Source organism: Shewanella sp. SM71 (assembly GCF_025653905.1).
GTDB classification, from domain to species: Bacteria; Pseudomonadota; Gammaproteobacteria; order Enterobacterales; family Shewanellaceae; genus Shewanella; species Shewanella oncorhynchi.
The window spans coordinates 14,514-38,855 of sequence record NZ_JAKKRW010000026.1 but is presented as its reverse complement, the minus strand read 5'-3'; the positions used below and the strand labels follow the sequence as shown (position 1 = coordinate 38,855).

Annotated in this window: 21 protein-coding genes; 7 read left to right on the top strand and 14 right to left on the bottom strand. The window is 47.4% G+C overall.

What is annotated here, in order from left to right; translation table 11 throughout:
- The first annotated feature begins 647 nt into the window (after positions 1 to 647).
- From L5L97_RS20285 to L5L97_RS20255, 7 genes are all read left to right on the top strand, one after another.
- Entirely contained in the window at positions 648 to 1,376 is a 729-nt protein-coding gene (locus L5L97_RS20285; RefSeq protein WP_263183744.1) for a hypothetical protein, read from the top strand.
- Complete coding sequence (locus L5L97_RS20280; protein ID WP_263183743.1) at positions 1,373 to 1,558, top strand: hypothetical protein; 186 nt, start codon at positions 1,373 to 1,375, stop codon at positions 1,556 to 1,558. Before L5L97_RS20285 ends, L5L97_RS20280 begins: the two co-directional genes overlap by 4 nt.
- Before the next feature lie 120 nt (positions 1,559 to 1,678).
- On the top strand, positions 1,679 to 1,924 hold the full coding sequence (locus L5L97_RS20275; protein ID WP_263183742.1) for a type II toxin-antitoxin system HicA family toxin: 246 nt from the start codon (positions 1,679 to 1,681) through the stop codon (positions 1,922 to 1,924).
- Positions 1,921 to 2,259, top strand: a complete 339-nt coding sequence (locus L5L97_RS20270; protein ID WP_263183741.1) for a type II toxin-antitoxin system HicB family antitoxin — start codon at positions 1,921 to 1,923, stop codon at positions 2,257 to 2,259. The genes L5L97_RS20275 and L5L97_RS20270 overlap by 4 nt, the downstream gene beginning before the upstream one ends.
- 528 nt (positions 2,260 to 2,787) lie before the next feature.
- Positions 2,788 to 3,816 carry an ArdC family protein gene (locus tag L5L97_RS20265; protein WP_263183739.1) on the top strand — a complete coding sequence of 343 codons (1,029 nt, stop codon included), beginning with the start codon at positions 2,788 to 2,790 and terminating at the stop codon, positions 3,814 to 3,816.
- Between the two features lie 122 nt (positions 3,817 to 3,938).
- Positions 3,939 to 4,166 carry a hypothetical protein gene (locus L5L97_RS20260; protein ID WP_263183738.1) on the top strand — a complete coding sequence of 76 codons (228 nt, stop codon included), beginning with the start codon at positions 3,939 to 3,941 and terminating at the stop codon, positions 4,164 to 4,166.
- Between the two features lie 558 nt (positions 4,167 to 4,724).
- Positions 4,725 to 5,084 carry a hypothetical protein gene (locus L5L97_RS20255; RefSeq protein WP_006087379.1) on the top strand — a complete coding sequence of 120 codons (360 nt, stop codon included), beginning with the start codon at positions 4,725 to 4,727 and terminating at the stop codon, positions 5,082 to 5,084.
- Between the two features lie 20 nt (positions 5,085 to 5,104).
- Here the strand turns inward: L5L97_RS20255 and traI are convergent, their stop codons facing one another.
- The 14 genes from traI to L5L97_RS20185 are packed head-to-tail and all read right to left on the bottom strand — an operon-like array spanning position 5,105 to position 24,341.
- Positions 5,105 to 11,065 (bottom strand): conjugative transfer relaxase/helicase TraI, encoded by a 5,961-nt coding sequence (gene traI, locus L5L97_RS20250; protein ID WP_263183734.1) that lies wholly within the window; start codon positions 11,063 to 11,065, stop codon positions 5,105 to 5,107.
- 58 nt (positions 11,066 to 11,123) lie between these two features.
- The gene (locus tag L5L97_RS20245; protein ID WP_006087381.1) at positions 11,124 to 11,303 is read right to left on the bottom strand and encodes a hypothetical protein; all 180 of its coding nucleotides are present in this window, start codon (positions 11,301 to 11,303) and stop codon (positions 11,124 to 11,126) included.
- 13 nt (positions 11,304 to 11,316) lie between these two features.
- Positions 11,317 to 13,443 carry a type IV conjugative transfer system coupling protein TraD gene (gene traD / locus L5L97_RS20240; RefSeq protein WP_263183731.1) on the bottom strand — a complete coding sequence of 709 codons (2,127 nt, stop codon included), beginning with the start codon at positions 13,441 to 13,443 and terminating at the stop codon, positions 11,317 to 11,319.
- Positions 13,444 to 13,445: 2 nt separating this feature from the next.
- Complete coding sequence (locus L5L97_RS20235) at positions 13,446 to 13,979, bottom strand: hypothetical protein (protein ID WP_263183728.1); 534 nt, start codon at positions 13,977 to 13,979, stop codon at positions 13,446 to 13,448.
- Between the two features lie 37 nt (positions 13,980 to 14,016).
- On the bottom strand, positions 14,017 to 16,830 hold the full coding sequence (gene traG, locus L5L97_RS20230) for a conjugal transfer mating-pair stabilization protein TraG (RefSeq protein ID WP_263183727.1): 2,814 nt from the start codon (positions 16,828 to 16,830) through the stop codon (positions 14,017 to 14,019).
- A gap of 2 nt (positions 16,831 to 16,832) precedes the next feature.
- A complete protein-coding gene (locus L5L97_RS20225; RefSeq protein ID WP_263183725.1) occupies positions 16,833 to 18,221 on the bottom strand; it encodes a conjugal transfer protein TraH in 1,389 nt (462 codons plus the stop codon).
- Positions 18,218 to 18,370 carry a hypothetical protein gene (locus L5L97_RS20220; protein ID WP_263183722.1) on the bottom strand — a complete coding sequence of 51 codons (153 nt, stop codon included), beginning with the start codon at positions 18,368 to 18,370 and terminating at the stop codon, positions 18,218 to 18,220. The genes L5L97_RS20225 and L5L97_RS20220 overlap by 4 nt, the downstream gene beginning before the upstream one ends.
- 9 nt (positions 18,371 to 18,379) lie before the next feature.
- Entirely contained in the window at positions 18,380 to 18,817 is a 438-nt protein-coding gene (trbB, locus tag L5L97_RS20215) for a type-F conjugative transfer system pilin assembly thiol-disulfide isomerase TrbB (RefSeq protein ID WP_263183720.1), read from the bottom strand.
- Positions 18,818 to 18,831: 14 nt separating this feature from the next.
- Complete coding sequence (gene traF, locus L5L97_RS20210; protein WP_263183717.1) at positions 18,832 to 19,707, bottom strand: type-F conjugative transfer system pilin assembly protein TraF; 876 nt, start codon at positions 19,705 to 19,707, stop codon at positions 18,832 to 18,834.
- Positions 19,704 to 21,521, bottom strand: a complete 1,818-nt coding sequence (gene traN, locus L5L97_RS20205) for a type-F conjugative transfer system mating-pair stabilization protein TraN (protein WP_263183715.1) — start codon at positions 21,519 to 21,521, stop codon at positions 19,704 to 19,706. Before traN ends, traF begins: the two co-directional genes overlap by 4 nt.
- A complete protein-coding gene (trbC, locus tag L5L97_RS20200; protein ID WP_263183711.1) occupies positions 21,518 to 22,252 on the bottom strand; it encodes a type-F conjugative transfer system pilin assembly protein TrbC in 735 nt (244 codons plus the stop codon). Before trbC ends, traN begins: the two co-directional genes overlap by 4 nt.
- Positions 22,253 to 22,274: 22 nt before the next feature.
- Positions 22,275 to 23,282 carry a conjugal transfer pilus assembly protein TraU gene (traU, locus tag L5L97_RS20195; RefSeq protein ID WP_263143029.1) on the bottom strand — a complete coding sequence of 336 codons (1,008 nt, stop codon included), beginning with the start codon at positions 23,280 to 23,282 and terminating at the stop codon, positions 22,275 to 22,277.
- Positions 23,269 to 23,973, bottom strand: coding sequence for a type-F conjugative transfer system protein TraW (gene traW / locus L5L97_RS20190; protein WP_263183708.1), 705 nt, complete (start codon positions 23,971 to 23,973; stop codon positions 23,269 to 23,271). Before traW ends, traU begins: the two co-directional genes overlap by 14 nt.
- Complete coding sequence (locus tag L5L97_RS20185) at positions 23,970 to 24,341, bottom strand: TrbI F-type domain-containing protein (RefSeq protein WP_263183707.1); 372 nt, start codon at positions 24,339 to 24,341, stop codon at positions 23,970 to 23,972. Before L5L97_RS20185 ends, traW begins: the two co-directional genes overlap by 4 nt.
- Position 24,342 lies beyond the last annotated feature (1 nt).

Below are 24,342 nucleotides of genomic sequence, written 5' to 3'. Positions count from 1 at the left end.
AGTGATATGATGATGACATTCTTTAATAATTTACTCTTGGTGGTTATGTGGCTGTTTATTGCCATGTCTGCCATATATTTCGTCGCAGCCGCATTCAGACTCGTTTTGGTTGGCCGCCAATAGTTGCTCTAGTATCCCCTGTTAGTTCTGCGCAAAACGCGCAACAAGCGGCGGCTACGCCGCCCTGCATCGTTTATCTGTTCATTCCCCTTAGCGTGCTGTGAAGTGTACTGTGCTGGTTCATCTATTCTCTCTGAGTGTCGATTGGCTGTGGCGCTATCCAATCTAAACCCAACTGATGAACTTGGGCGTTCCCTGACGGTCGGGCTTTTCGCTTCGCTCCCCGCGATAACGTGAGCCACTGATGGCAAGCAAGCTTGCCGTGGCGCTACGTTCCTGCTTGCCAATCCCTAACGCAACAGCAAAACCCAAAACCCCAAGCACAGCCTAGCTCACTGCGCGGCAAGTGTGGCTAAGCTGGTCGTTTCATTCGGCATCATGGCCGCTCCTGGTGCTATCCCTTTCGTTTATCGCTTCCGTCAAATCTGTCACTCACCACAACCTGCCCGTCAAGGGAAGCTTCGCCGCTGCGCGCCCTTGCCTGTCAGAACGATGGTGAGCGAGCAGGACGTCAGGCGAAAACGAAGATGATAGACCCCAAAACGGAGCAAGCAGCCATGACACACTCAATCACTATCCCAGCAAGCCACACTAAGCCTTTCAGCGAGCAAGCCAGCTTACAAGCGACAAGCAGGCTCTCCAAAGACGATATTCAACAGCAAAGCAGAGGCGAGTTAACGATCATTGTTTTAACCGAAATGAATTTCTTTCACTTCTGCGGCCTCGGACTTGAAGGGGTGGCTAATGAGGCATGGTATCCCTATTCACAAGGGTTATTGTTTGAAGCGGTCGAGCGGTACTTAGTCGCGGCAAAAGTGGCTCACAATGTTGTATCAATAGACCAACCGCGCCGCTGTGGTGCAAGCATTGATTATCGCGTGCGTTTCAATGCGTTTAACGCTGACAACGAGCGCAACGCATTAGGCATTGCTGACAGCATTGAACCCAGTATTCCAGATACAGGCGAGTGCTCGACTAACAAAAAGCTGATTACTGTTGCCTCGTCTGTGGTGATTAAGGATTTTGGCAATGACACGCTTTGTCATTCACTCGATGAACTCATGAGCGCGTTAAGCCAACAGTATCGAAATAAGCACGTTTTAATCATGTGGTCTCTACCTTCGGGGATCAAGTCAACGGCCTATGTGTCGGTGGATACTGACGGGGCTATATTTGATACTTATACACTTGATGCCCTTTGGTTTGTGATGGAGGGGAGTTGTATAGAATTGGCCGATAACGCGGGGGCGCTATGATGCACCAAGATGCCCCCCGCTTTTTTATCGTTGGTTATGACTCCGAATACGATATTGCACAGCAGCAATGCTATTTTATTGATTCAGCGACCACGCTCGAAAGGGCTCGCGCTAAACGGTTCGATAGTGAAAATCGCTATCCGATTGTAAGAATTAAAGATCTGAATGGTCAGTTTGTATAAACCTTTTTAATCGCTTACAGGGGAACATGAGTTCCCCTTATTATCATTTGTGCAACTGTATTTAGTTGCAATCTATGGGGTTGATTTGTTATAATGATCCCCTATTTAGGCGGGGGCGATATGACGAAAACGGACAAATTATTAGCGAAACTCAAATCAGCCAAAACACTGACTTGGAATGAATTAGCGGGGGCGTTAAAAGTGCTCGGTTATCAACAAGTCGAGGGGGATGGTTCAAGAGTGAAGTTTGATAACGGTATTCCAAAGGAGTTAATCAACTTGCATAAGCCCCACCCTAAAAATGAATTGAAGGCTTACGCATTGCGCCAAGTCAGAGACAAATTAACCGAATGGGGGAAACTATGATGCAAAATACAATGACATATAAGGGCTATCACGGCTCTGTAGAAATCAGCCCAGAGGATAATATTCTTTTTGGGCAGGTGTTGTTTATTTCACCGTTGATCAACTATGAAGCCGAAACCGCCAAAGGGTTAGAGCAAGCATTTCAGGAAGCGGTTAATGCTTACCTCGCTGATTGTGCCCAACAGGACATTCAACCTGAAAAACCTTGCAAGGGTTCGCTGAATGTCCGATTAGGCCATGACTTGCATTTAGCAGCTTCTATCGCGGCATTTCAGGCATCGACTAGCACGAATGAATTTATCAAAAGGGCGGTTCAAAAAAGCGTGGGGTTATAGTTTGCACCATGCCCCCTCTGTTAGCGCCCCGTAAAACGCGAAACAAGCGGCGGCTACGCCGCCCTGCATCGTTTATCTGTTCATCCCCCTTAGTGTGCTGTGAAGTGTACTGTGCTGGTTAATCTATTCTCTCTGAGTGCCGATTGGCTGCTGTGGTGCTATCCAATCTAAATACCACTGATGAACTTGGGCGTTCCCTCCGGTCGGGCTTTTCGCTTCGCTCCCCGCGATAACGTGAGCCACTGATGGCAAGCAAGCTTGCCGTGGCGCTACGTTCCTGCTTGCCAATCCCTAACGCAACAGCAAAACCCAAAACCCCAAGCACAGCCTAGCTCACTGCGCGGCAAGTGTGGCTAAGCTGGTCGTTTCGTTCGGCATCATGGCCGCTCCTGGTGCTATCCCTTTCGTTTATCGCTTCCGTCAAATCTGTCACTCACCACAACCTGCCCGTCAAGGGAAGCTTCGCCGCTGCGCGCCCTTGCCTGTCAGAACGATGGCGAGCGAGCAGGACGTCAGGCGAAAACGAAGATGATAGACCCCAAAACGGAGCAAGCAGCCATGACACACTCAATCACTATCCCAGCAAGCCACACTAAGCCTTTCAATGAGCAAGCCAGCTTACAAGCGACAAGCAGGCTCTCCAAAGACGATATCTCAAAAAGCAAAACAAAAAGAAAAAGTGCAAAAGCATTTATTAAAGTGGATATGTATCAGGTCGTCACTGATCAAATTATTGCGGCATTGGATAAAGGCGTAAAGCCTTGGGTGTGTCCGTGGCAGCAAAATTCAATCGGTGCAGGTTTACCAATTAACTTTGATACTAAAAAAGCCTATAGCGGTATCAATGTTTTATTGTTATGGGCTGCGGCATTTGATGCGGGATTTTCATCTAATCAATTCTTAACTTATAACCAAGCGAGTAATTTAGGCGGTCAGGTTCGCAAAGGCGAGAAGGGCACCTCAATTATTTTATATAAGAGTTGGGAAAAAGAAAATGAACAAGGTGAAAAAGAAATCATTCCAATGATTAAAAGTTTCACAGTTTTTAATGTTGAGCAGATAGATGGATTGAACATTGAGGAAATAAATAGTCTCAACATTAACGATCCATTTGATGCCATTGATCATGTTGAAAGCTTCATTAATAAAACGGGTGCCAATATTGTAGAACAAGGAGACAAAGCATTTTTTAGACCCTCCACCGACAACATCGTTTTACCCACTCGTGAACGCTTTTCAAATTGCCTTGATTTTTATTGCACGGCATTACATGAGTTAACGCATTGGACAGGCGCAAAAAGCCGATTAGACAGAATAAATGGATCTCGATTTGGTTCGGATGATTACGCCTTTGAAGAGTTGATCGCCGAACTAGGCGCAAGTTTTTTAATGGCCGAGTTAAATATTAGCGGTGACGTTCAGCATGAGTCTTATATCGCAAGTTGGTTAACACAGTTAAAGAATGATAAGCGCTATATTTTTAAAGCCGCCAGTGCCGCGTCTAAGGCTCATCAGTATTTAATGCAAGTTACATGCGAACAGTTAAAGGCCGCTTAATTTTATAGGCTTAGTTTTTTACTAAGCCTTTTACTAAGCCTTTTATTAGATAGGAATAGATATGTCGGATAAAAAAATAGAAGTGGCTTGGTGCATTATATAAATCTAAAGGGATAAATGAATTGGTCATTAATGGCTATGGTAATGGTTTAGCGTTAGCGTCTTTGTTCTATCGTCACGCGATCGGAGATTGGGGCGATTTAGAGGATGAAGATTACCAGCTTAATAATGAGATGTTAATTAAGGGCGGTCGTATCCTTTCAGCTTATCAGTTTGAAGGTGTAGAAATATGGATCATCACCGAGGCCGACAGAGCACGAACCACCGCATTATTGCCAAGCGAATATTAAGCCGCCACGCTTGCAGAAAACGCACTCATTGAGTGCGTTTTTTTTGGCCTGAAAATCCCCCGATACCTTTGCCGCTTCATACGGCAGCCGCCTAGCAAAAATCGAAAATCCACCAAAAATCCCCAAAAAATGAAAAGTGCAAAATCCTGGCGGAATAGTGAAGTTGGAATCTTGAGAAAAGAACCACACCCCACGCAAGAATTGATAAATCAATTCTTATGGTTGTTTGTGGTGTAAGTTATTGAAATTAAATATTTAAATGTCAAAATAGTTTAAATATTTTTTTTTGAAAATTCATTTCGTTTTTGCACTAAATCGTATTAAAGGTGTATTAATAAAATAATACAATCGTATTAAAAGCCCTTGTACCAATGGTTTCAGGCGGATTAATACAGTATTAATACCGTGTGTATTATTTAGTATTAACGTGATGTTTATAAAGGAATTACTCATTAACTCAATTTGTGAGTGTATTAAACTTTAATACACTGGTTAATACAGTTATAATGCAAACATATACGTTGTTAATACACTTTTAATACATTGGATAATGTCACTATGGCCAGAAGTAAAGTTGTGCAAGTCCCCTGCGATGCAGATCTCTATGCCAAGATTGTTGCTTATCGAGAAGAGAAGGGTTTAGAAAAAGATGCTGCCGCCGCGCGAGATTTGATCTTGTTTGCTCTGCGTATTCTTGAGCATAAAGATGATGCCGAGGGGTTATCTACTCGCGAACTGTTAGAGGTGATTCTGACCTATACAGTTAAGGCGCAACACACTAGCAGTCTGGTCTATTACCAGACATACAATGCGGCACCTGTTGATATACAGAATGCAGGTATTAAGCATAAGGACACAATGAGAAAGGCAGAGGAAAAAGTTGAGCAGATTTTAGCGGGCGAAAATAAAGAGGACTAAGTGTCCTCTTTATATATTCATTACATGGTCTTTTCCCCAATATCCAATTTAGGATTGTCGATATTGGGACTATGTTCTTTCGTGGGTGAACGGTGGCTATCCATTGCTAAATGTTGATAGTGTTCATCGTGCTTTATTCTATTCGTCGCTACGTTAGTGCTGTCATCTTTAATCGTTATATTGTTGGTGCCTGCAATATCATTACTCAGTGATTGAATGGCTTTAGATAGGGTATTGTCTTTTGTCGTTATGCTATAGACCGCTTCATTGACTAATTGCTTTGTCGTTTCGACTTTGTTTAAGCCGTCAGGTATCAGGCTGGGTTCAATAATTACCGCATGTATATTTTCCTTGCTGAATTTTTCGGTAAGGTCATTAGCCAGTTTTGCAGTGTCTTGTGAATTGTTAGTATCAAGTACCACGATCACGTTTTCGCGCAATTCATTTGTATTGAATGTTTTAGTGTCATTATTATTGTTTAGCGCAATAACGTCAGCCCCATTTTTATTGTCAGCATTTATCTTAAGCGCATTCTCTACACCGACAGCGACAATACTATAGTCTGAATTATTGCCTTTGTTGATCGTCGTGCTGTTCCCCGATTTAGAGCCGAGTATGCGCTTATTTATTTTTAGTGCTGCAATGTCACCACTGGATTTATCAAGGTAAGTGATTTCTACTGCCTTGGTTTCACTCTTATCATTGGTGATATTCGCGATTAATGCGGGGAAGGTTCCACGTTTTTCTGACGAATAAACGGCATCGTGAAAACGTAAGTTTTCATGTTGCTTAACGTCAATGCCTTGCTTGGCTAAATACGTCTGTGCGAGCGAGTTTTCGATAGGTTTAGCTTCGTTAAAGTATTGCTTCGCGCGCGCTTCTAATTGGCTTTGCTTAACCGGAATGGCATGTGTTAATTCTTCATGCTGTGGGTTTTTTACCAGATTATATTTATCGGGTTCGTTCATCATTTTATCGGCTTTATAAAGTGCATCCTTATAACTGCATTTTTCAGCGACCATAATCAGGTTAATTAGGGTGCCTTTATCGCCGGTTTTCCAGTCTTTAAAATAGCCACGATATTGGCCCGTTGTGGTCAATGTTAGGCTACCCTCTTTGCCAAATGTCAGGTTATCTTTGTCTGATTTATCGCGGTTCGGCTCACCTAAAAGCTGCGTTGCCAGCGATTCACTGTAGGCCGGAAGCTTGGCATTTAGCTCAGTGGCCATCAGTTTTAGATCCACATATCCATTCACATCGAGGTACTTTGGGTTTTCCTGCGGCAAGGGTTTGTCATTAAATAGCGGGGTATGTTCAGGGTAATACTTATCTCTTGTCTCAAGTGCAGAGACTTTATTGGGATCGTTATTGACCCATGAAAGCATCATTTTTTGCGGGTTATCGGTGATGATTTTTACGTGCTTACTGGCACGGGTGATATCGATATACGCGCGCCTTACGTTAGTTAATGCACCTTGGCCCTTAATCGCAGTAATGACATTCTCATAGGTTGCCCCTTGCGCCATATCGGCGGTGCGGGTGTATGCGTAATCCCAATGAGCATCTTTCAACTCTTTGGTTGAGAGCGTTAATGTGTGGTTATCCGTGGATTTGAGCTGCATTTGTTTATCGTCAATGCGGCTAACGGTATAGGTTTTGTTGCCCTGCATTTCACGGTCAATATCGCTTTTGCGGAGCATGATACTGTCGCCTTGGGCGAGAGGTTGCTCACTCTTAGCCCACAGGTTCGTGAATTTGTGGCCATGATTTTTGGGGAAGAAATGCTTTTCCTCGCCGGTTTTCATATCCGCGAGGGTGAGCATGTTATTGAGCTTATCGACCTTCATAATTTCAAAATAACTGTCTTTGCCGGTCGTCAGGATTAACCCCTGCTGATAGGGCAACATGGTCGCCAGTTCGGCCTTGCTGGCATGAACGCCGCGCAATCTTGGTACGTTATATTGCTCGGCACTGAGGCTTTTTTGTTGCTGTAATCCTTGGCGGATTTCGTGGGTAATGTCGTCGCGCTCTTTGTTGGTGTAGGCAATAATCAGCGTGTTTTCACGCGCTTTAGGTGTTCTGGCCAAGTATTCCAGTGCCACCGTGGCGGGCAGGGCTTCGGTCGCCAGTTGCTGGTTTTTCTTTGGGTTATCAGTTAGCGGCTGCAAAGTTGAAATGATATTCAAGCTTTGATTGATGTTAGCTGTCGCCTGCTTTTCGGGTGTTACCGCGTCGTTCGCGGTGGGCGCGGTGTATTGGTCAAAAGGTAATTGTTGCTGAATTTTATCAATAGCGCTTTCGCCTTGGCGATCGACAATATTGTGAACTGCACTCAGTAGCGTGCTGTTCTGTTGGCGCACAATGTCTTTCATGGTGACGCTATTGATTGCGCCTTTGTTTAACGCGAGTTCAAAAGGTTTACCCGCTTCTTGGGACGTTAACTGTTTAGTGTCACCCAAGAACACGGCGCGCGCGCCTGTTGTCTCAATCAAATGGGTAAATTTATCCATTTGGGCGTTACTGGTCATCGAGGATTCATCGAGCAAGAACACGGTGTTGGCGTATTGGTCAGGTTTCGCCTCTTGGCTTAAAAAGTTGCTTAGGAGTGATTGCACCGTTTGGCTTTCGACGTTCTTGTCTTTGAGTTCGTTAACGGCGGCGTGTGTCGGCGCTAGACCTATGAATTGTGTCGGTGTCTTATTGGGTTGTGTGTTGAGAATGGATTCGCTTTGTTTAACAAGATCGATACCCGTTTCAAGCATGGTCGATTTACCCGTACCCGCTAACCCTTGAACACCTACAAATCGGTCTTTGGTGGTGGTGATAAGCAAGGTCGCGTCTTTTTGGCCATCGGTCAGGTTTTGATTTTGGCTGAGTACCTGCGCGGCGTGTTCAATGCTGGTCAGGGGCGCAAGTTGATCTTTGCCCGCTTGCAGTCTGTCTAAAATACGCACTTCGGTATCGATAGCGGCTTGGGTTGTCCAGCGTGTGCCGTCGTGGTATTCGGCGCTCAGGAGTGAGGGCGCGCTTTTGTCTGTGCTGTGCGTGGCCATCTGTTGCAGGGTGTTGATGATTTCAGCTTGGGTAATGCTGGCACCTTTTTCTTCAAAAGCGTACTTGATCGCATTAACAATCAGCTCTTTTTGTGAGTAACCGGCTTCTTTCTCGCTAATGTGCTGGATAGCAAAATCCACGGCATTGTGAATAAGCCCTTTGTCTTGATGCTGGGCACCAATGGCATTCAGTGCTGCGGTCACATCTTGGGTGAGCAGGGCCGTGGTTTGGCTATTCACGAACTTTTCTGGCATGTCAGCGGCTTGCATGATGCGCGAAATACTGGATGGTTTCACCTCACTTTTTTCTAACCGGTCATCAAATTGTTGAGCTTTGTCAGTAAAGATATCGATGTGTTTGATGCCTTGTGTCAGGGTGTCATGTAACCACTCTTTTGAGGCGCTATAGGCTTTAATGTTGACGATGTGGTGACTTGCATTAGGGCTGGCATTGCTTGGCGTCGTGGCGTAACCATGATTGAGCGGCGCATGGTGCAATGCACTGGCTTTAACGCTGTGTTGTTTGCCGCTTTCGTCTTTGAGCGTGACCCACTCTTTGGACAGGGCGTTGATTGTATAAATTTGTTTGCTCAAACCACTGTCTTGATGGTTTGTGGCCATGATGAGTTTGTCGCCGTTGGCGATATGTAAATTGTCCGGTTTAGCGATCGCGTACTCTGCGGCTTTAAAGGCTTTGCTGCTGGGATCAATCGCTGTCGATTTACCGTTTTTATCGACCAGCGTTAGGGTGTTGTTATCGCGGTTTACGCTGTCCACCGTCAATTGCTGCTGTTGGTTGCGTCCACCGACTTTTTGCCATTGGGTGAGTACCATGCCCTTGGTGTACTGGCCGACGACTTCCCGTTGCTGCGCGGATAAGAACACGGGGTTAAGGGTAGGGATGTTGAGCCCAAGGCGCGATACGTCACCTTGATTTTGCAGTTCTGCGCGAATGGCGCTGTTGAGCTGCTTCACATCCTTATGGGTGCCAGCAATGACTTGGGTGTGTTGCTTCTCGGGCAGTTGCGCGTAAGTTTTTGCAATCAGGTTAACCCTGTCACTGTCTTTGCTTTCATGCAGTCGCATGGCGGTGTTGCTTTGTTTGGTGGCGACCCAGTTGCTTTCGTTTACGTTGCCTTTCTTGAGTACCTCGATAGCGTTACCGGCTTTCATGCCTTGCTTGGCATTGGCGTGATTGAGCAAAATCACTTTACTGTTGCCCGCTTTGGCTTGCGCGAGCAGGGCATTGAAGTCGTTGAGTCCGAGTTTATTGGCGTTCTCAACCACTAAAATATCGCGGTTAGTGTTGTTGGCTGTTTTAGTAAAGCTGCTGAGTGTATGGGTGTGGTCGGGTTTGAAGTGGTTCATTATCCATTTGACCACTGTCGATGAATCCCGTTGCACTCGTTCACTGGTCTGCAGTTTGCTTTTCATGTCAGGGGTAATGATGTGAATACGTTTACCGTTGGCTTCACCGACATTTAATAGGGCTGTGGCGAGCTGTTCACTGCTACCAAAGACGTTCACTAGGTTAACTTGTTTGGTACTGGCGAACAGTTCAGAGACTTTCTTTTGGTTGTCCGCATTTAAGCCTTTGCCTTGAAGCGTGTTGGTATCGACAACTTGGCGCATGTTGGCCGTTTTTGGCTTGATGCTCTCTAGCAGGTTGGTTTCGGCTTTGAGGTGGGCCGCGCTGGTAAAGGTCGCAGACTCTTTATCAAGCGGAATGAGTGCGCCATCTTCAATATGTTTATCCAGTGCCAATTTAATATCGAGCGCATCGAGCTTTTGGCCCTGTGTAAATTCAAACGTGGCTGATTCGACTAATTTCGCGTAATTAAAACGGTTTTGGGTGTTACTGGCGTGCTCAATCGCGCGACTCACCGCATCGATAGCGGCGGGTTTGAGCGCTAACGCATTGAGTGATGTTTCTCGCGACATGCTGTCCGTTACAAAGCCCGTCAGGTTAAAGCCGCTGTCATTGGCTTTGTTCTTCCACTGTTCAAACAAGGTGGCTTCGCTGGTATAGGCTTTGCTCTTGCGGGTGTCCTTTGCGGCCACGTCCCGCGCGGCTTGTGAGTCTAAACCTAAGCTTTGGGTTTGTTCGTTGATTTGCTGGCTACGGGTTGAAAAGGTATCGAGTAAGGACTGCGGCACACCTTCCACTTCAAACAAATTATTCCCCAGTGCCCGGGTTTGATAACCCGCTTGTTCAACACTGCGGGCTAAGGCGCTTTGATAGAGCGATGTATAGTATTTTTGATGGTTATAAACCCGCTCACCTGTGCCATTGATGATGCCGCCTTTTTGTTTAAAGCTGCTTGCCAGAGCGCGCAATGTGCCCTCGCTGTCCTTGGTCATGTTGGCGGTGAGTGAGTGGGTGTGCAGCTGCGGATCTTCTTCACGGCTGGTTTTGTGGCGTACCATTGCAAACAGCAAATTGCCCGTGTTTTCAAAGGACGTCGCTTTGGTATCAGGGTTAGTTTGTCTGGCCTGCGCCGCATCTTTCTCGATATGCGATAACGCGAATTTTACCGCGTCATCGTGTGCTGTCATTAAGCGTTTATCGCCGCCCACGAGTGCAAGTAAACTGACGGATTTAGGCGCCGAAAAGGTAAAGTCAAAACCGTTGCGGGCGTTGCTGTTTTGGGTTTTAAGCGTTTGGTCGTTCAGGCTACCGGCTAACACATCTTTGAGTTGGAACTCTTCAACGGGCTTGCCTAGCATTCCCTCAAGTTCAGCCAGTTTGCCAAACCATTGGGTATTGGGCTCGGCGCTCTGCTCTTTCAAGTAATAGTTGGCTTCTCCTTCTTTGGCGTCCGCTGCTTTTTCTAACGACACGTCAGGTAAATTGAGGTTCTTTTCTTCACTGAGGTAGTAGCTGGCCGCGCCGCCAGCGCTCGACGCAATGGGACTGATGGAAAGCATAATGATATTCCTTTAGAGGGACCTCGCGCGGGGCGCGAGGTGAACTAATCCGGTAGGTTTATTCTGAGTCGAGTTGGGCTTTGATTTCGTCAGACGTGAAGCCCAGCGCTTTGAGTTCCGCGATGGCTTCAATTCGACGCATGACATTCATCCGTTCATGGTCATTTTTAGAGGCTTTACGTGAGGGCTTTTTCGCCGACAATTCGGGCACTCGTGTCGTGGCGTTGAATGAGGTCATCGTTTTAGCTCCTTTAGTCGAGCGATATTTCTTCGTGTACTGAGGCTATTTGTTGCTCTTCAAGTCGCTGTGCATCCTCAATGTGCTGGTCATTGGCCTTTTGTTTTTCAGCGGCTTTTTTCTTCTCTGCATCCTTGAGCGCTAGCTCAGTCGGTTTGGCCTTTTTCGCATCGATGAGGCTTTGGGCGACCGCATCGGTTTTTTCAGCAAGTTTGGTCATGCGCTGCGCTTCCGCGCTGCGTTCATCATTGTTTTCATCCCCTTCATACATGGTGTCATGAATGCTTTGGAGCTTGGTTTTATCTGCCTTATCGACGTGTTGAACCGCACTGAACTGGTGATAGTTCAGACTCCATTCAATCTGCTTTATGTTTTCAGACGGGGTGTAATCTCGCTTAATAAACGGGGCGCACAGTGAGCGCATTTGGTTAAAGACTAAATCCACTCTCACCACGGGATAATTGCCAGGCGTGCGCAGCCAAAATTGTAAATCTTCAAGCTGCATGATTTCAGAGGGCGTGACCACAGGGCGGGTAATGGTTTGATGGCCCAGTGATACGCCATCCCTGATTTCATTAGCGCCGTAGCTGTATTGCTCTTTAGAGACATCGACTTCTTGCTCACCTAAATCGTGAGACGAGATTTTGGCCATTTCGTTAGAGGGTGAGCGGAAAAATAAGCGAGTGTTGAGCAAGTCGAACATTTCAAGTGCCGCATTTTCGCCATAGACTTTTTTAAGCTGCGCGAATGACTGAATGCCTATGACATAACAGCCGCCGAACTTACGCACTTCGGCGATTGTTTCTGCAAGTTCAGGTAACTTGTGCAAGCTTGGTGCTTCATCCATCAACACCCAAATTCTGCGGTCCGGATCTTCGTCTTGTTCTAAAATGGCGGTCGAGGCAATGGATAGCCACATTGAGATCAAGGGGCGCAATGATGCATGTTGCTGTGCGTTACTGGATAGAAATAGAAAGCCATTTTCGGCATCGTTTTTCACCCACTCACGAATTGAAAATTTGCGGCGAAGGAGTTTTCCCTGTTCGTCCTTTTCATCCAGTCCGGCAAGGAATCGTAATGATTTGATGTAGGCCGCGAGGACCGATTTAATGGATATCGCCGTTTTTTGGATTTTATCTGATACCAGTGAGGCCGATTCGGTCCCTTTAAGATACTCACTTAAGGACTCAAGCTCGCTGGTCAGCATGAGTTCAAGCAGTCGTTCAGTGGTTTGGTTCTTTTTAGGTTCATCTTGCATCTTAAATGCAGTAGATGAAAAAATGGTGCGAGCAGATTGCACCCAGAATGGATCGCCCTCGCCGTGTTGGGGAATGAGCGCGCTCGCCATGTTCTCAAAATCTGAGGGCTCATGCGCATCACACCACACATCCCAGTAAGCACAGCGTTCATCAAACGGGTTCAGCAGCACATCGGTAGCAGGATTATAAAATTTACTGACAAAGGTACAGCCTTTGTCATAGATAATGGCTTTGTCGCCTCGTTCACGTATCCACGTTAAAAACTTACGCAGCGCCACGGACTTTCCCGCGCCCGTGGTGCCATCAAGTAACAAGTGCTGTACTTCAAAGCGTTCTTTGAAAATACCGATGCCATCGAGTTTGAAGTCAGATTGGCGCTTGTCTTTTTTAAGCTGCTTTGCTAATTCCTTCGGTGTGGCTTTTTGCATCCCTCTAATGAAGTGTTCCTCGGTTTGCTCGTCCCCTTTTTTCTTGAAATACCACATGGCCACGGACAGAAAAACGATGCCAATTACACTGCTTATGAGTAGGTAAATTTGTGTCCATAACCAAAAGCGGCTGTTGGCCGCAATCAGTATCGGGTTTTCTAATTGAGACCCTAACGTACTGGTATAGACAGTGCCTTGCCACTCAGTTTGCATGATATGGCTTTCTGGTCTAAACATGCTAACCGTTTGGTTTATCCAGTAATAATAAGCGCCTGTTAAGGTATCTTTATCAATGAATAGGTAGCATAGCAGCGCTGTTAAGATGAGCACGCCATAACACGTCCAGCGAATAAGCACGGCGTTAATCTGCAGGAACATCCGCAAATTGTGAAATAAAATCTGGCCACCACGGGTGTAGTTACTGCCTTTAGTACGTTTGGGGTTTAAGGTCACGTCTAGGGTTCCTTTTTCGGTTTATTGGCTTCGAGGGCTTTCTTTTCAGCGAGGCGTTTTTGGGCGGCAGCGCGATACTTGAGGTCAGTAAAGGATAAGTTGGTGTTGTAAACGTTGTGCTCCAGTCGGATATGGGTGGTGTCATTTTGAAATTCGGCTTTATCGAGGCGTAATGGCTCCGATACGAAAGGGGCTGTGTTAAGGCGTGGGTATTGGCGGCCAAGTTGTTCTTCTAGCGCCTTATACTTTTCTAAGGAGCTAGGGAAGGTAAACATAATGCGCCCCAACATTTGAGTGTCATCAAAATAGAGGGTGGCATGCTTAAGCAACGGCTCATTAAACTGCTCACCACTCACACGATAATAATTCCAGCTATCAGGCAATCCCGATGCGGTATTTTTGTCTTGGAGGGTGTAGGTTTGCTCAACCTCTTGCCTCGTGGATTTGCCCAAGGTGAGGCCAAACAGGGTGGTATCAGCCTGAGCCAAGGGGCTTAATAAGCACAGTAACAGTGCACCTGTTTTAATGATGTTCATGAGGTTATCTCTTTGTGATTGAAAGTCATGGCTATTATCACATTTTTGGTCCTGTATTAAAGGGACTTGATTGACGCACTGTTTCTGCCATTTTTTCATCGTCATTTCGATTGTCTGGCGGTGTTAGCGCGTGCGCAGCTTTTACGTCTGCACGGGCTTGTTCCATATCAATGCTCGGGACGCTTGATGCGTTATGAGTCTGTTCTTCGTGCAACACATCTTGTCTAATTTCCGCATTGCCTTGCGCCGCATGGCCTTGGATGCGCTCAAATTCGCCCGTTTGATAGAGGCTGTCATTGAACGGCGCTGGGGCATACTGTGGTGATTGCTGTTTATTGAAATCAATATCGGCGGCGTAACGCTCCTGAGCTTGCACAATGTCATCTCGGTTTTGCGGTAATTCATTGTTCTTGTATTGCTCAGCAATCGCTTTGACTTTAGGACTGTTCGTAAATTCGGCCGCGAGTTGGTTTCGCTCTTGCTGCATTTCTGGTGTTTGCCCCCTGATCACCTCCATGAAATCACCTTGCTCACCTCTTGCTTCTTGTACGAACTCCACAAAGTCTTGATTTAAATCGTGACTGATACTGCTAGATCCACTTTTCACGCTATTAGCCGCATCGGTGTAGCTTTGGGCTTCAGTGAGCTGGGATTGGGAGTTTTTGGCGTGGGTAGTCGCTTCGTTAAGTCCTTGTAGGAAGGTTTGTGTTTCACCTTCGTTTTTACTGTTGGTTGTACTGGCTTGCTCGCCGCTGTTATAGGATTTGACTGTGTTAACGTTAGCGCTGAACTGGTCAAGGTAGCTTTGCTGTAGACTGTCACGTTCGCTTTCACTGGTACGGGCTGTGCTGACATCATCGGTTGAGCCTTTAGTGCCAGTATTGGCGGATACGTGCGCACTAGAACCAAGAAATCCACTCCCTGGTGTGCCGAGTTTCACCCCTGCTTCTGCTCCGACATACATCGATAATAAGGTACTTGTAGCTTGGTCTTCTGTCAGGTTGAAGTCCTTAGCAAAAGACTTAACCGTACTACGCATATCTGCGAAGCCTTTGTTATGGGTGCCGCTATCGCCCGTGGCGCTATTGCTGCCATAACTGTTCGAGGTATTGACCCCGCTCATTTGACTTAACGCGGCATTCTTGACGGTAGCGAGACTTTCGCTTGCTAGCTCACTCTCAATTTTGCTCGCGCTCATCGCGTTTGATCCAGATTGCGATAAGGAGTTTGAGACCACATCGTTACTGCTGATATTCACTGGCAAGCTACGGCTTAAGGCATTTTGGCCATTAATGACTTGTCTGCCATCATCAAAGGTGGTGGTCTCATAGCCGGTTGCATCTTGTTTGGTATTGCCATGAATGCGTTCAACGCCTGTGGTGTCTATTTTATTGCCGTTGGTGTTGTTGTAGCTGTAGTTATCCACCTGAGCATTACCCAAATTGATATCACCACTTGCCGCACTCGCAGAGGTGCGCGCGTTAACGCTGCTCATCATGCCCGCGAACTGATGCGACATACTGCTCATTACCGACGCGCCGCCTTTCATGATTAACGGCACAATCACGGTTGGGACGCTCATCATTAAAAAGCCGGTCATGGCCGCATAGCGGGAATGCATTTCTTGTAATGGATCAACGTTGCTTAAGGTGATCCCGCCGTAAATGTTAGTGATTTCGGTGGCGTTAAGGGATAAGCGTGTGGTCATGATGAAGTTAATGAGAGCAAACATCACCGGCCATGTGCCAAGGTAGATAAAGCCTTTGAAATAGTTGCCGAACACTTGAAACGTGAGCGAGGGGATCATGGCAATCGCCACAACTAAAAAGGCGACAGAGCTAAACAGCAAAAACAAAATCGATTGCAGCATGGGCAAAAATTCCCGCGCCTGCAGGGCCATTCCCGCCCACATCGATGTGGTTTGCATTTTGTTTTGCGTATAGGCGTAGTTGAATGCGGCGGCAGTGTTGTTGCTCACCGCTGCATCATCCGCGAGGCCATTTCGCAGGGCGTTAATCGTCATGTTTTGCAGCGTGATTTGCGACGCGCTTTGACTGATATTCGCGTACTTTTGATAACCACTGCTGATGCTGGTATTCAAAAAGCTTTGTTGGCTTGTGGCCTTTTCACCATAAATCCAACTGCCCAGTAACTTGATGCTTTTTGCGCTGTCTGCTTGGAAAAGTTGCTTGAGGCGCGGAAGGGCTTCTTTGCAAGTGGGGTAATCATCAAAACCCATTTGAATCGCCCGTAGCGGCGAAGGGTTGTGAGTCGCTAGAAAGTCCCAAATGTCCGGCGCACTGGCTAAATCTCGCCATGTGTATTTACCATTGAGTAGCATATCTCCGCGAATACAACTGCTGATGTAGTGCTGCCAATAGCCTTTAAGTTGGGTGTTTTCTATCTCGCTTTGTCTGGATAATTTGTACAGCTCAGAGCCAAACATCATGCCCGTTTTACTGTATTGTTGGTCGTCCGGTACGTGAAAAATATCTTCCACCGTTTGGGTGGTGGCATACATATAATGCGACGCCCATGAGGCTGGATACGCCACAATCGCCGGCACATTGTCCACGCGATAGTTACCCGTCGGATTGGTTAAATCGGTAATTTGCACTGTGGCGGTGGTGTTCATTGCAAGCAATGGCACGGCAAAGTAAACCGCGAACCATTTCATAATTGCGTTATGGTCACGTTTGATGAAAAAGTGCAGCGCAGTGGCCACAACGGCAAACAGTGCGCAGATGCTTATCATGCTGGCAAATGAATCGGACTTGAACAGCACGGCAATGGCATTCATCACTTGCTTGGCCACGTCACCGTTGCTGTAGGTAAATATCTCAACCGCCATGGTTATCGCTCCCCAAAATTCAAGTTGGCCTTAGCTTTAGCACTCATGGCACCGGTGATTTGCTGTTTGATTTGCTGGTTTTGCATAATGAGTTGGTGCTGTGATATCGCATCTTCTTGAGCTTTGGTTGCCAGTCCCGCTAAGAAACGGTTAGCGTTGATAATGTCTTTCTCGATGCGGTCAATGTCTTTGGGATCATTGTTCGTTGCCGTGATAGAGGATTTCACAATCGACAGCATGTTTTGCAGATACAGGGTAATAAACTGCACGCTGATGATTTTGGCGTAAGTATTGGTTTGGGGCGCAAGTCCTGCCTCCAATTCGGTGCGTAAAAAGGTCATGATGGGGAGTGTCGTGTATTCGAGCAGCGACTTGTCGTTATCTGTTAGTGGCTGGTCGTTTTGCATCTTACTGGCGATACCTCTGAGTAAAGTTTCTACGCGGTATTGCAGGCCGTGATTACTTTGGATGGTGATCGTTTGTTGTGTCGGTGCTAAGCATTGATCAATCGCTTTATTGGTGCACTGATAGGTTTCTGCTTTGCCGCCCTCTAACAGACTATTAATCAGGTTATTGTTGTCGGTCAGCAGTGAGCCATAGCCGCGCGCATTGCCGGTCGCGTCATAGATATACGTGCCCGAAATCGACATTAAAAATTCTGCCAAGGTGGGATCACTGGCAAGGAAGGTGTTTTTTAAAATGGCGGCCCACACAATATTGGTGTTTTTGCGCACCATGTCTTTTAGTGCGGGATCTTTCTTGGCGTTATCGAGCTGATTGTTAGCTTGACCGCCCGCGCCGCATTCTTGCTGGCCTGATACCCAATCCGCAAAGGCGTTATTTTGTGTGCCCATAGTGGCACAAATGTATTTTTGACTGCCTACCCCCGCAAACCCCGCCAGTGCCGAGACGCCCGCTTGGGCACTCTCGCAAGAATTGATAGACTGATTGAGATATTTATCCGCAATGGCCGTTAGCGTGTCCTTAATCTGCTTGATTTGTGGTGCCCACGTCTGCAGGGCTAAATCGACGGCGAACGGTGCGGCGTTGGCGATAATAGCTTTGCCTTGTTGCACCAGCGCGTCAGAGTTAATGTGACTGAAACCGCCCATAAACATATCAATACCGCCACAGCCTGCGGCAATGCTGGGCATTTGCACGCTCACTAGCTGCGCGTCGCGAATGGGGCTACGCACAAAGAGATTGCCGCCGCTGTAGTAGTTGGCGCTTTGGCCTTTGAATGAGCCCGGATTGGTCACGTTCGTACCATAGCCTAGGCCATTGAAGAAATCGTTTAGCGAACCTGAAACCCCTGCGCTATAGGCGTTTGTTGTCAGCATGAATGAAATCGTAACGCCCAGTAGTGTGCGTGTTAATGCTAAATGCTTCATGATTGACTTCCTGCGTTGCCATTAATCCGTTGGTGTAGCGTGCGTAGCCCACGCAAGCAAACAGCACTTAACAATGCATGCACGGGGACGAGTACGAATTTATAGATGGCTAAGGCCAGTAAAATATTGATGATTAACATCGTGTCCATGGGGTGCTCCTAGCGCATGCTTGCAATGACTTGTGGGTCATTGAGGGATTGAAGGTAACTTTGTTGAAGCTGCGAGGGCGTCACATCCCCGACCGTTAAACGGACAAACTTACGAGTATTGACGTTGATTAAAAATGTCGCGGGCACTGTCACGCTGCGCGGATTCTCAAAGAAGGTGGCGGCAATGTCTGGCGTGGAAGGAATAGGCACTTCAAAACCTGCTATCCCTTGGTTGTCGAGCGAAAAGGCATAGGTATAGGTGCCTGTTTGCGCCGCAAGCTGTTTCAGTTTCGGGGCGAACTTATGACAAAACGGGCAATCAGAGCGAAAGAAAAACACTAACGCGTAATCATTCGGATTGGCTGCAACAGCCTCCCTCATGGGGTTAGCTTTCGCGCTGAAAGAGAATAAAAGAGTCATTAACATTACAGTGATGATGCGTTTCATGGGTATTTTTCCGTTTAAAAGTCAGGGGCGAAATCGGTGGCCACGTTCAGGAAGCGGCCAAGTAAATCGTCTTGAGAGATAAAGCCATAAGCGAGCGGTTTCATTTCCCCCGTGCCAGGATTAACTAACACGAGTGCGGGACTAAACGGGACGTTTATGTGCTGATCGTTTTGACGGTTCTGCACGATAGCTGGCAGTGCAACGCCATCGAGCGTGACGCCCAGTAGCTCAATGCCATGCTGCGTAGCGAACTGCTGCACGCTGGGCGCCAGTGCAATGTCCATTTCTTCTTGGCCTTTGTAGACAAAGAACAGGCCCCATCCCGCATCGGCAAGGGTGCGTACCGCGCGCATTTTCTTGTTGCGCTCTAATGATAAATACGTGCTTCTTGCCGCTTGCTCTGTTGGCCTGTCTTTGGTGTAAGACAGCTCAGGATTGTCGAGTAATACCTTTTTAAACGTCATGCCAAACTCAGACGACTTGTTGCTGACGTACTGATTAAGCAGCATGGCCTTTTCGACTTTCTGGCTGTCTTGACTGTTAATCGCCGCATCATTGAGCGTGTCTTGGTAATAGCTGTGAAACCAATCCATCTGTTCGGTAGGTGTCAGTGTTTGGGTGCGCGTGAGTGTGACACTTGGCGTTTCGGCTTTTTTGGGCGCTTGCTTTTTAGGGGCTGTCGGTTCGTTATACCAGCGCCACCCTTGTGCATCCGCAGCGTTTGCGCCGTGGCAAAACATTGTCAGCATAAGGAGCACTAACGCGCTGCGCTTGTTGACCACCGCAGAGCCTTTTTTTGTGGACAACCACGCCAACGGCGCGCGGCTTGACCACCGAAAAAAAGGCACAGCGGCGGCATGTTGTAAGCGGTCATTTAGCAACGTCATCATGGTTTGGCTCCTCCAACCGACTGTTGTAAGCGTTTTTGAATTTCATCAGTGTTGGGCAGTTCGATGGCGTCGTACATGTCTTCATAAAAATCAGAAAAGTCCATTGACGACATATCAATGCGTTGTAGTTCGTTAGGTGAAAAGGCGCTGCAATCAGGATGTTTAGCGCTGCCGAAGTTTTTGCCCAATTGCGCGCGGCCCTCAACCTGCACAATGCGCGCGAGCTTGCTATCAAACGCGCAATAGGCTTTTTTCTTGCGGATACACACACCAAGCACTTTCTCTGCACAATATTGGCCAAGCGATACGGTGAGCTTGTCTTCTTTGGCGGTACCCAGCGCTTTTTCTTCTTCACTGCAGGACGTTAAGCCGATGCCGTTACCCCAACCGCTGTCCTGACAACAATTGCTGATCCCCAGCGCTTTATCGCTGCACTCCATGATGTTGCCTTTGAAAATGATGGCGCTGTTTTCGTTGATGTTGGCTTTGTCTTTCACATCACCGGCTGCGTCACTGACGGCGGCCAGTCCTGCCGCAGCATGGTTAAAGTCAGTGCTGCGAGTGGCCGCAGGATCGTAATAGTCACCACTGAGCGCAAAGCTGTCTGCACCGCAGATAAGGCCTGTATCTCGACATTGCTGTTTATCACATAGGCGTTGTTGTTTATCTTTAATGCAAACGCCGCCAAGTTGGGTGTCACAACTGGTCGATTGAATGCTGCAATCTGCGAGGGTGGTGCAGGTATTGGGAAACGCGCATTGATAGGTGGTTTGTTCTTTCCAGCAATCCAATGTCACGCTAATCCCATTAATCATGCGTGTTTCTTTACCCTCAATACATTGAGATTGGACTTGTTGGCACTCGGGGAGGACTGCGCCGCAACTGTTGTTGTAGCCAATTTCAACGTCGCTTTCTGTTGTCACGAATGTGATCGGTAGATTTTCGATTGGGAGGTAAAAAGCCCAATCCCATGTGCCACCCAGAATAGTGCCAATATTGACTGTAAGTGGTGATGTACCGCCTTGATAGTTATCAGTGCTTAAGGTGGCGTTGACACTTGAGGGACAAAAGCCATTTACAATGCAGTCACCAGCGGCGCGTTGTGAAGGAATGTGGCCGATATAGATGTCATTAAGTTTGATTTCAAGTTTTGTCGCGCCACCCCAACTTGAGTAATCGCCGTTGAATCGTATCCGTTTAATTTCAGCGTTGGGATTAGGCAGTGTAATGGTAAATGGCGGCTTACCTGACAACCGGAATGAGTGCTCTTTTTCACGCGTTGACGTGCTTTTGACAAAGGGCGTCAGGTAACATTGCACCGGATTATTGGTGGGCAACGTGCAAGAACGAGGCTGAGAATCGACTTCACAAACGAGCCCTTTTTCACAGTCATGATATTTAGATGAAATGCCGTGGCTGATATTGTAAGCATCATTTTGATAGCCAACGGCGGTATGGTATGCCGGATCGTTTTCATCAATCGTCGGGCGGCCATTATTAAAGCCACTCGTCACGGCTTGGGCTTGGCCATCCGTGCTCATGCCTTGCATTTTGGCACTGTCCATGGCGCTCGGGTTGTTGTAGTAACGGCTTTCGCTTGGGTTAGCGACTTCTTGCTGACATGCCGCATCTTTGCATAGGCTGTTAACGTCAAAGCCGGTGTAACCCGCTTTGTTCTGATTCTGCTTGATACTGTCTTTGGCCCACTGCACATTATCGCGGTAATCCTTTTCGCTGTTGGCCGCTATAACAGGCAAGGCGGCGCTCAATGTGAGGATGGCACTGAGGATTAAGGCATTATTCAACTGAGTCATTTCGCCCCCTTTGCTAATGTCTTAGCTGCCACATCGGGAATGCTGCCGTGTTGTGCAAGTAAGTTCAGCGCGTCATACAACGAAACGTTGCCATAAATCACGTCAAAGTCATCGGTACTGCAGGGCTGTTTTGCCTGACATTTGTTGGGTCTTACAGCAACAAAGGCGGGTACTTGGGTAATGCCGAATTGCGTAAACCACTGGGGATTAATCGCAAAACCGCTCTGTATGGTTTTACCCTTGTTATCGATGAGGTGATTCATCTGTTTAACGGTGGCGGTAAAGCCTTGAGGCAGTACACCGCGCACAATGAGTGGCACCTGTAAGTCTGCGCTTTGCATGAGTAACTGCTGCAAACTGGTCGCAGGCATACCCAAGGACACAAATACCATCACACCCTTGGCATCGGCACTGGGCTTGGCATCGAGCAACGGTGATAGTGCGTTGTCTAACTGGCCTTTGCTTTGCGCTTCGAACTGACGGGCTTTATCAAACAGCGCGGCTTGGTCGAGGTTCAGCGGGGGTAACGTGTGGTGCTCTTGTTGTGACAGCGCTTTGAGTTCGTCAATACTGTAATTAGTTTGGGCGAACACCTGTGAAATTGATCCAAGGCACCATAAGCTCACGAGCAGGGCTAAGCTTTTAAATGAACGTGAAAATAGGCTGTTATCCACAATTTTTGTGCATAAAGCGGTATATGTTGTTGGTAATTTGGTCTCAAACTTTTTCATCGAAAATCCCTCTCCTTATTGGTCACAAAAACACGCAATTGCGTTTTTTGAAGTTGATAAAACCAAAGTTGTCACCCGACACAGGGTTGTCGTGGCCACTTTCCCAGATCACCGTTGTCGTGGTGTAAGGGTGCGCCCATAGCGCATCGGGTATGGTGTTGGTCATTTGATAGCGATAGCGGGATTTGGGCATGAGGGGCATCGGCGTTTGATAGCAAATCGCGCCATCTTCACCGTGGGATTCCCAAACGATGCCTTGGCGATGCAATTTGTAGTTCAAGCGCTCTAAAATCAACGTACCCGCCTGAATTGGCGTGTCGCGGTAATTGGTGGTGCCAGTCAGGGGGTAAGCACTGCCTTGTGAGCCCATACACCAAAACAGAAAATCAAAGGGCAACACACTGTTTGTCGAAGTGGCCACGGCTTCGGTGGCACAAGCGAGTTGTGACACGATATTGCCAAATAAGATGGCTTCAGGATTGAGAATAAAAGACAACTCATCGTCATCCCACAGTGGATCTATCTCTGTTAGGTAAGCGATATCAAAATTGTCCGTGGCCATACAGGCTGCGCTTTGCATAATTTGCAGCCAATAGATCACAGGGTATTTGTACCAGTGCCCATGATAAAACGCGCCATCACTGGCATCGTTATCGCGACTTGTAACGCGACCGCCAATTTGGGGGGAATTACTCATGTCGAGCTTCATGCCCATGTTGACCATGCAGTAAGGAACGCGCGTCACGTCCACTAAGGTATCAGGCTCCCAGTAGCCGATATTCAAGCCAATTTGCATAAAAATAGGCGGCGGTTTGGGACAAAATGAAATGGGTGATACGGGGTTGCGCGTATCGGGTAGGCTCCCAGGAATAATAGGCACACTGCCAATGGTCATCGGGAAGATACACGACCAACAAATGTCGGTCATCGGGTTAACGAACGTGCCCGTACAGGCCGCTTGCGCGTTGACTTGTGCGGGAATGACTCCCATTAATAATGCTAATAGCAGCGCAGGTTTAATGTGTCGCATGGTTTGTTTCCTCCATGAATACGGGGAAATTTGACACATCTATTTCGCGCACTTGCCACATCACCCCTGCTTGCTTAACGACACTCGGAACGCGCTTAAGTGTTAATGCGCGGCTGAGGTTTCCTTGCTGGTCAAAGTAAACGCGCGCATCTAATTGGCCATGCAGTGTTTCGGGTTCGCCGCCCGTTAAAATCCATTTGATGGTGTGTGGCTTGTCATGGGTTGTTGCAAACTCTTTGGCCCATAACACTTGCTGCACATCATCCCCATCAAAAAACACCAGCGTTTTACTGAACTCAAACTTGCCGACGTTGGCTTTTTGCAATGCTGGCCATGTCTTGGTGTCAAATGGGTTTACGCGCGTCCCTTTGGGATAAATCAGGTTGCCATTAGCATCATTGATATCTTTGGCCAGCGTTAAAGTGGGATCGACTAAAAACACTTCTGGTGTTTTAGTGGTGATAAGTCCAACTGGACGAGGGCGCTTAACACCGGCTTTGACATTCTCTTGGAATTGCTCGCGCATACTGTCTAGCTCACCCGTTTTCTCTAAGGTCTGCAGACGGTTTTCAATCCACTGCAGCATGTCAATTTCAGCTATGGGGAACACCAGCCCCACGGTGCCGATGGACGCAGCCTTGAGTGGTAAGAGTGGGCATAGTGCTAGCATCAGAAGCGCGAATTTATTCATTTAGCCGTGACCTCGCTCGCTTGGGCGCGGTTCGCCTTGTTTTGCGCTTGAAGGGTTTGCAGTAGTGACTGCTGAATTTCTTGGGTGACATTCACGGCGCCACTGACGACGGCGGGGCTGACTAACACCACGACATGGTTATCAATGGCGTATTGCTGCACCACATCATCGAGTGTTTGGGTAAATCGCGTGATTTCTTTTTCGCGTTGTTCGTCGGATAGCTCGCTTTGACCGATAGATTGGTGAAAGCTGGCCACGGTTTCGTTAATGTCATACTCGACAACACTGGGTTCGCGCGTCACCCAGAGGGTGATCATGACGCCCAGCGTCACCAGCCATAAAATTGATTGTATGATGGTTTTTTCCATT

Bases quoted from the DNA above. Each gene is read 5' to 3' on its own strand.
- L5L97_RS20185 (WP_263183707.1), bottom strand. From the start codon at position 24,341: ATGGAAAAAACCATCATACAATCAATTTTATGGCTGGTGACGCTGGGC.
- traI (WP_263183734.1), bottom strand. From the start codon at position 11,065: ATGCTTTCCATCAGTCCCATTGCGTCGAGCGCTGGCGGCGCGGCCAGC.
- traW (WP_263183708.1), bottom strand. From the start codon at position 23,973: ATGAATAAATTCGCGCTTCTGATGCTAGCACTATGCCCACTCTTACCA.
- trbB (WP_263183720.1), bottom strand. From the start codon at position 18,817: ATGAAACGCATCATCACTGTAATGTTAATGACTCTTTTATTCTCTTTC.
- L5L97_RS20235 (WP_263183728.1), bottom strand. From the start codon at position 13,979: ATGAACATCATTAAAACAGGTGCACTGTTACTGTGCTTATTAAGCCCC.
- L5L97_RS20285 (WP_263183744.1), top strand. From the start codon at position 648: ATGATAGACCCCAAAACGGAGCAAGCAGCCATGACACACTCAATCACT.
- L5L97_RS20220 (WP_263183722.1), bottom strand. From the start codon at position 18,370: ATGGACACGATGTTAATCATCAATATTTTACTGGCCTTAGCCATCTAT.
- traU (WP_263143029.1), bottom strand. From the start codon at position 23,282: ATGCGACACATTAAACCTGCGCTGCTATTAGCATTATTAATGGGAGTC.
- traN (WP_263183715.1), bottom strand. From the start codon at position 21,521: ATGACTCAGTTGAATAATGCCTTAATCCTCAGTGCCATCCTCACATTG.
- L5L97_RS20245 (WP_006087381.1), bottom strand. From the start codon at position 11,303: ATGACCTCATTCAACGCCACGACACGAGTGCCCGAATTGTCGGCGAAA.
- L5L97_RS20265 (WP_263183739.1), top strand. From the start codon at position 2,788: ATGATAGACCCCAAAACGGAGCAAGCAGCCATGACACACTCAATCACT.
- L5L97_RS20225 (WP_263183725.1), bottom strand. From the start codon at position 18,221: ATGAAGCATTTAGCATTAACACGCACACTACTGGGCGTTACGATTTCA.
- traF (WP_263183717.1), bottom strand. From the start codon at position 19,707: ATGATGACGTTGCTAAATGACCGCTTACAACATGCCGCCGCTGTGCCT.
- L5L97_RS20255 (WP_006087379.1), top strand. From the start codon at position 4,725: ATGGCCAGAAGTAAAGTTGTGCAAGTCCCCTGCGATGCAGATCTCTAT.
- trbC (WP_263183711.1), bottom strand. From the start codon at position 22,252: ATGAAAAAGTTTGAGACCAAATTACCAACAACATATACCGCTTTATGC.
- L5L97_RS20270 (WP_263183741.1), top strand. From the start codon at position 1,921: ATGATGCAAAATACAATGACATATAAGGGCTATCACGGCTCTGTAGAA.
- L5L97_RS20275 (WP_263183742.1), top strand. From the start codon at position 1,679: ATGACGAAAACGGACAAATTATTAGCGAAACTCAAATCAGCCAAAACA.
- traG (WP_263183727.1), bottom strand. From the start codon at position 16,830: ATGGCGGTTGAGATATTTACCTACAGCAACGGTGACGTGGCCAAGCAA.
- L5L97_RS20280 (WP_263183743.1), top strand. From the start codon at position 1,373: ATGATGCACCAAGATGCCCCCCGCTTTTTTATCGTTGGTTATGACTCC.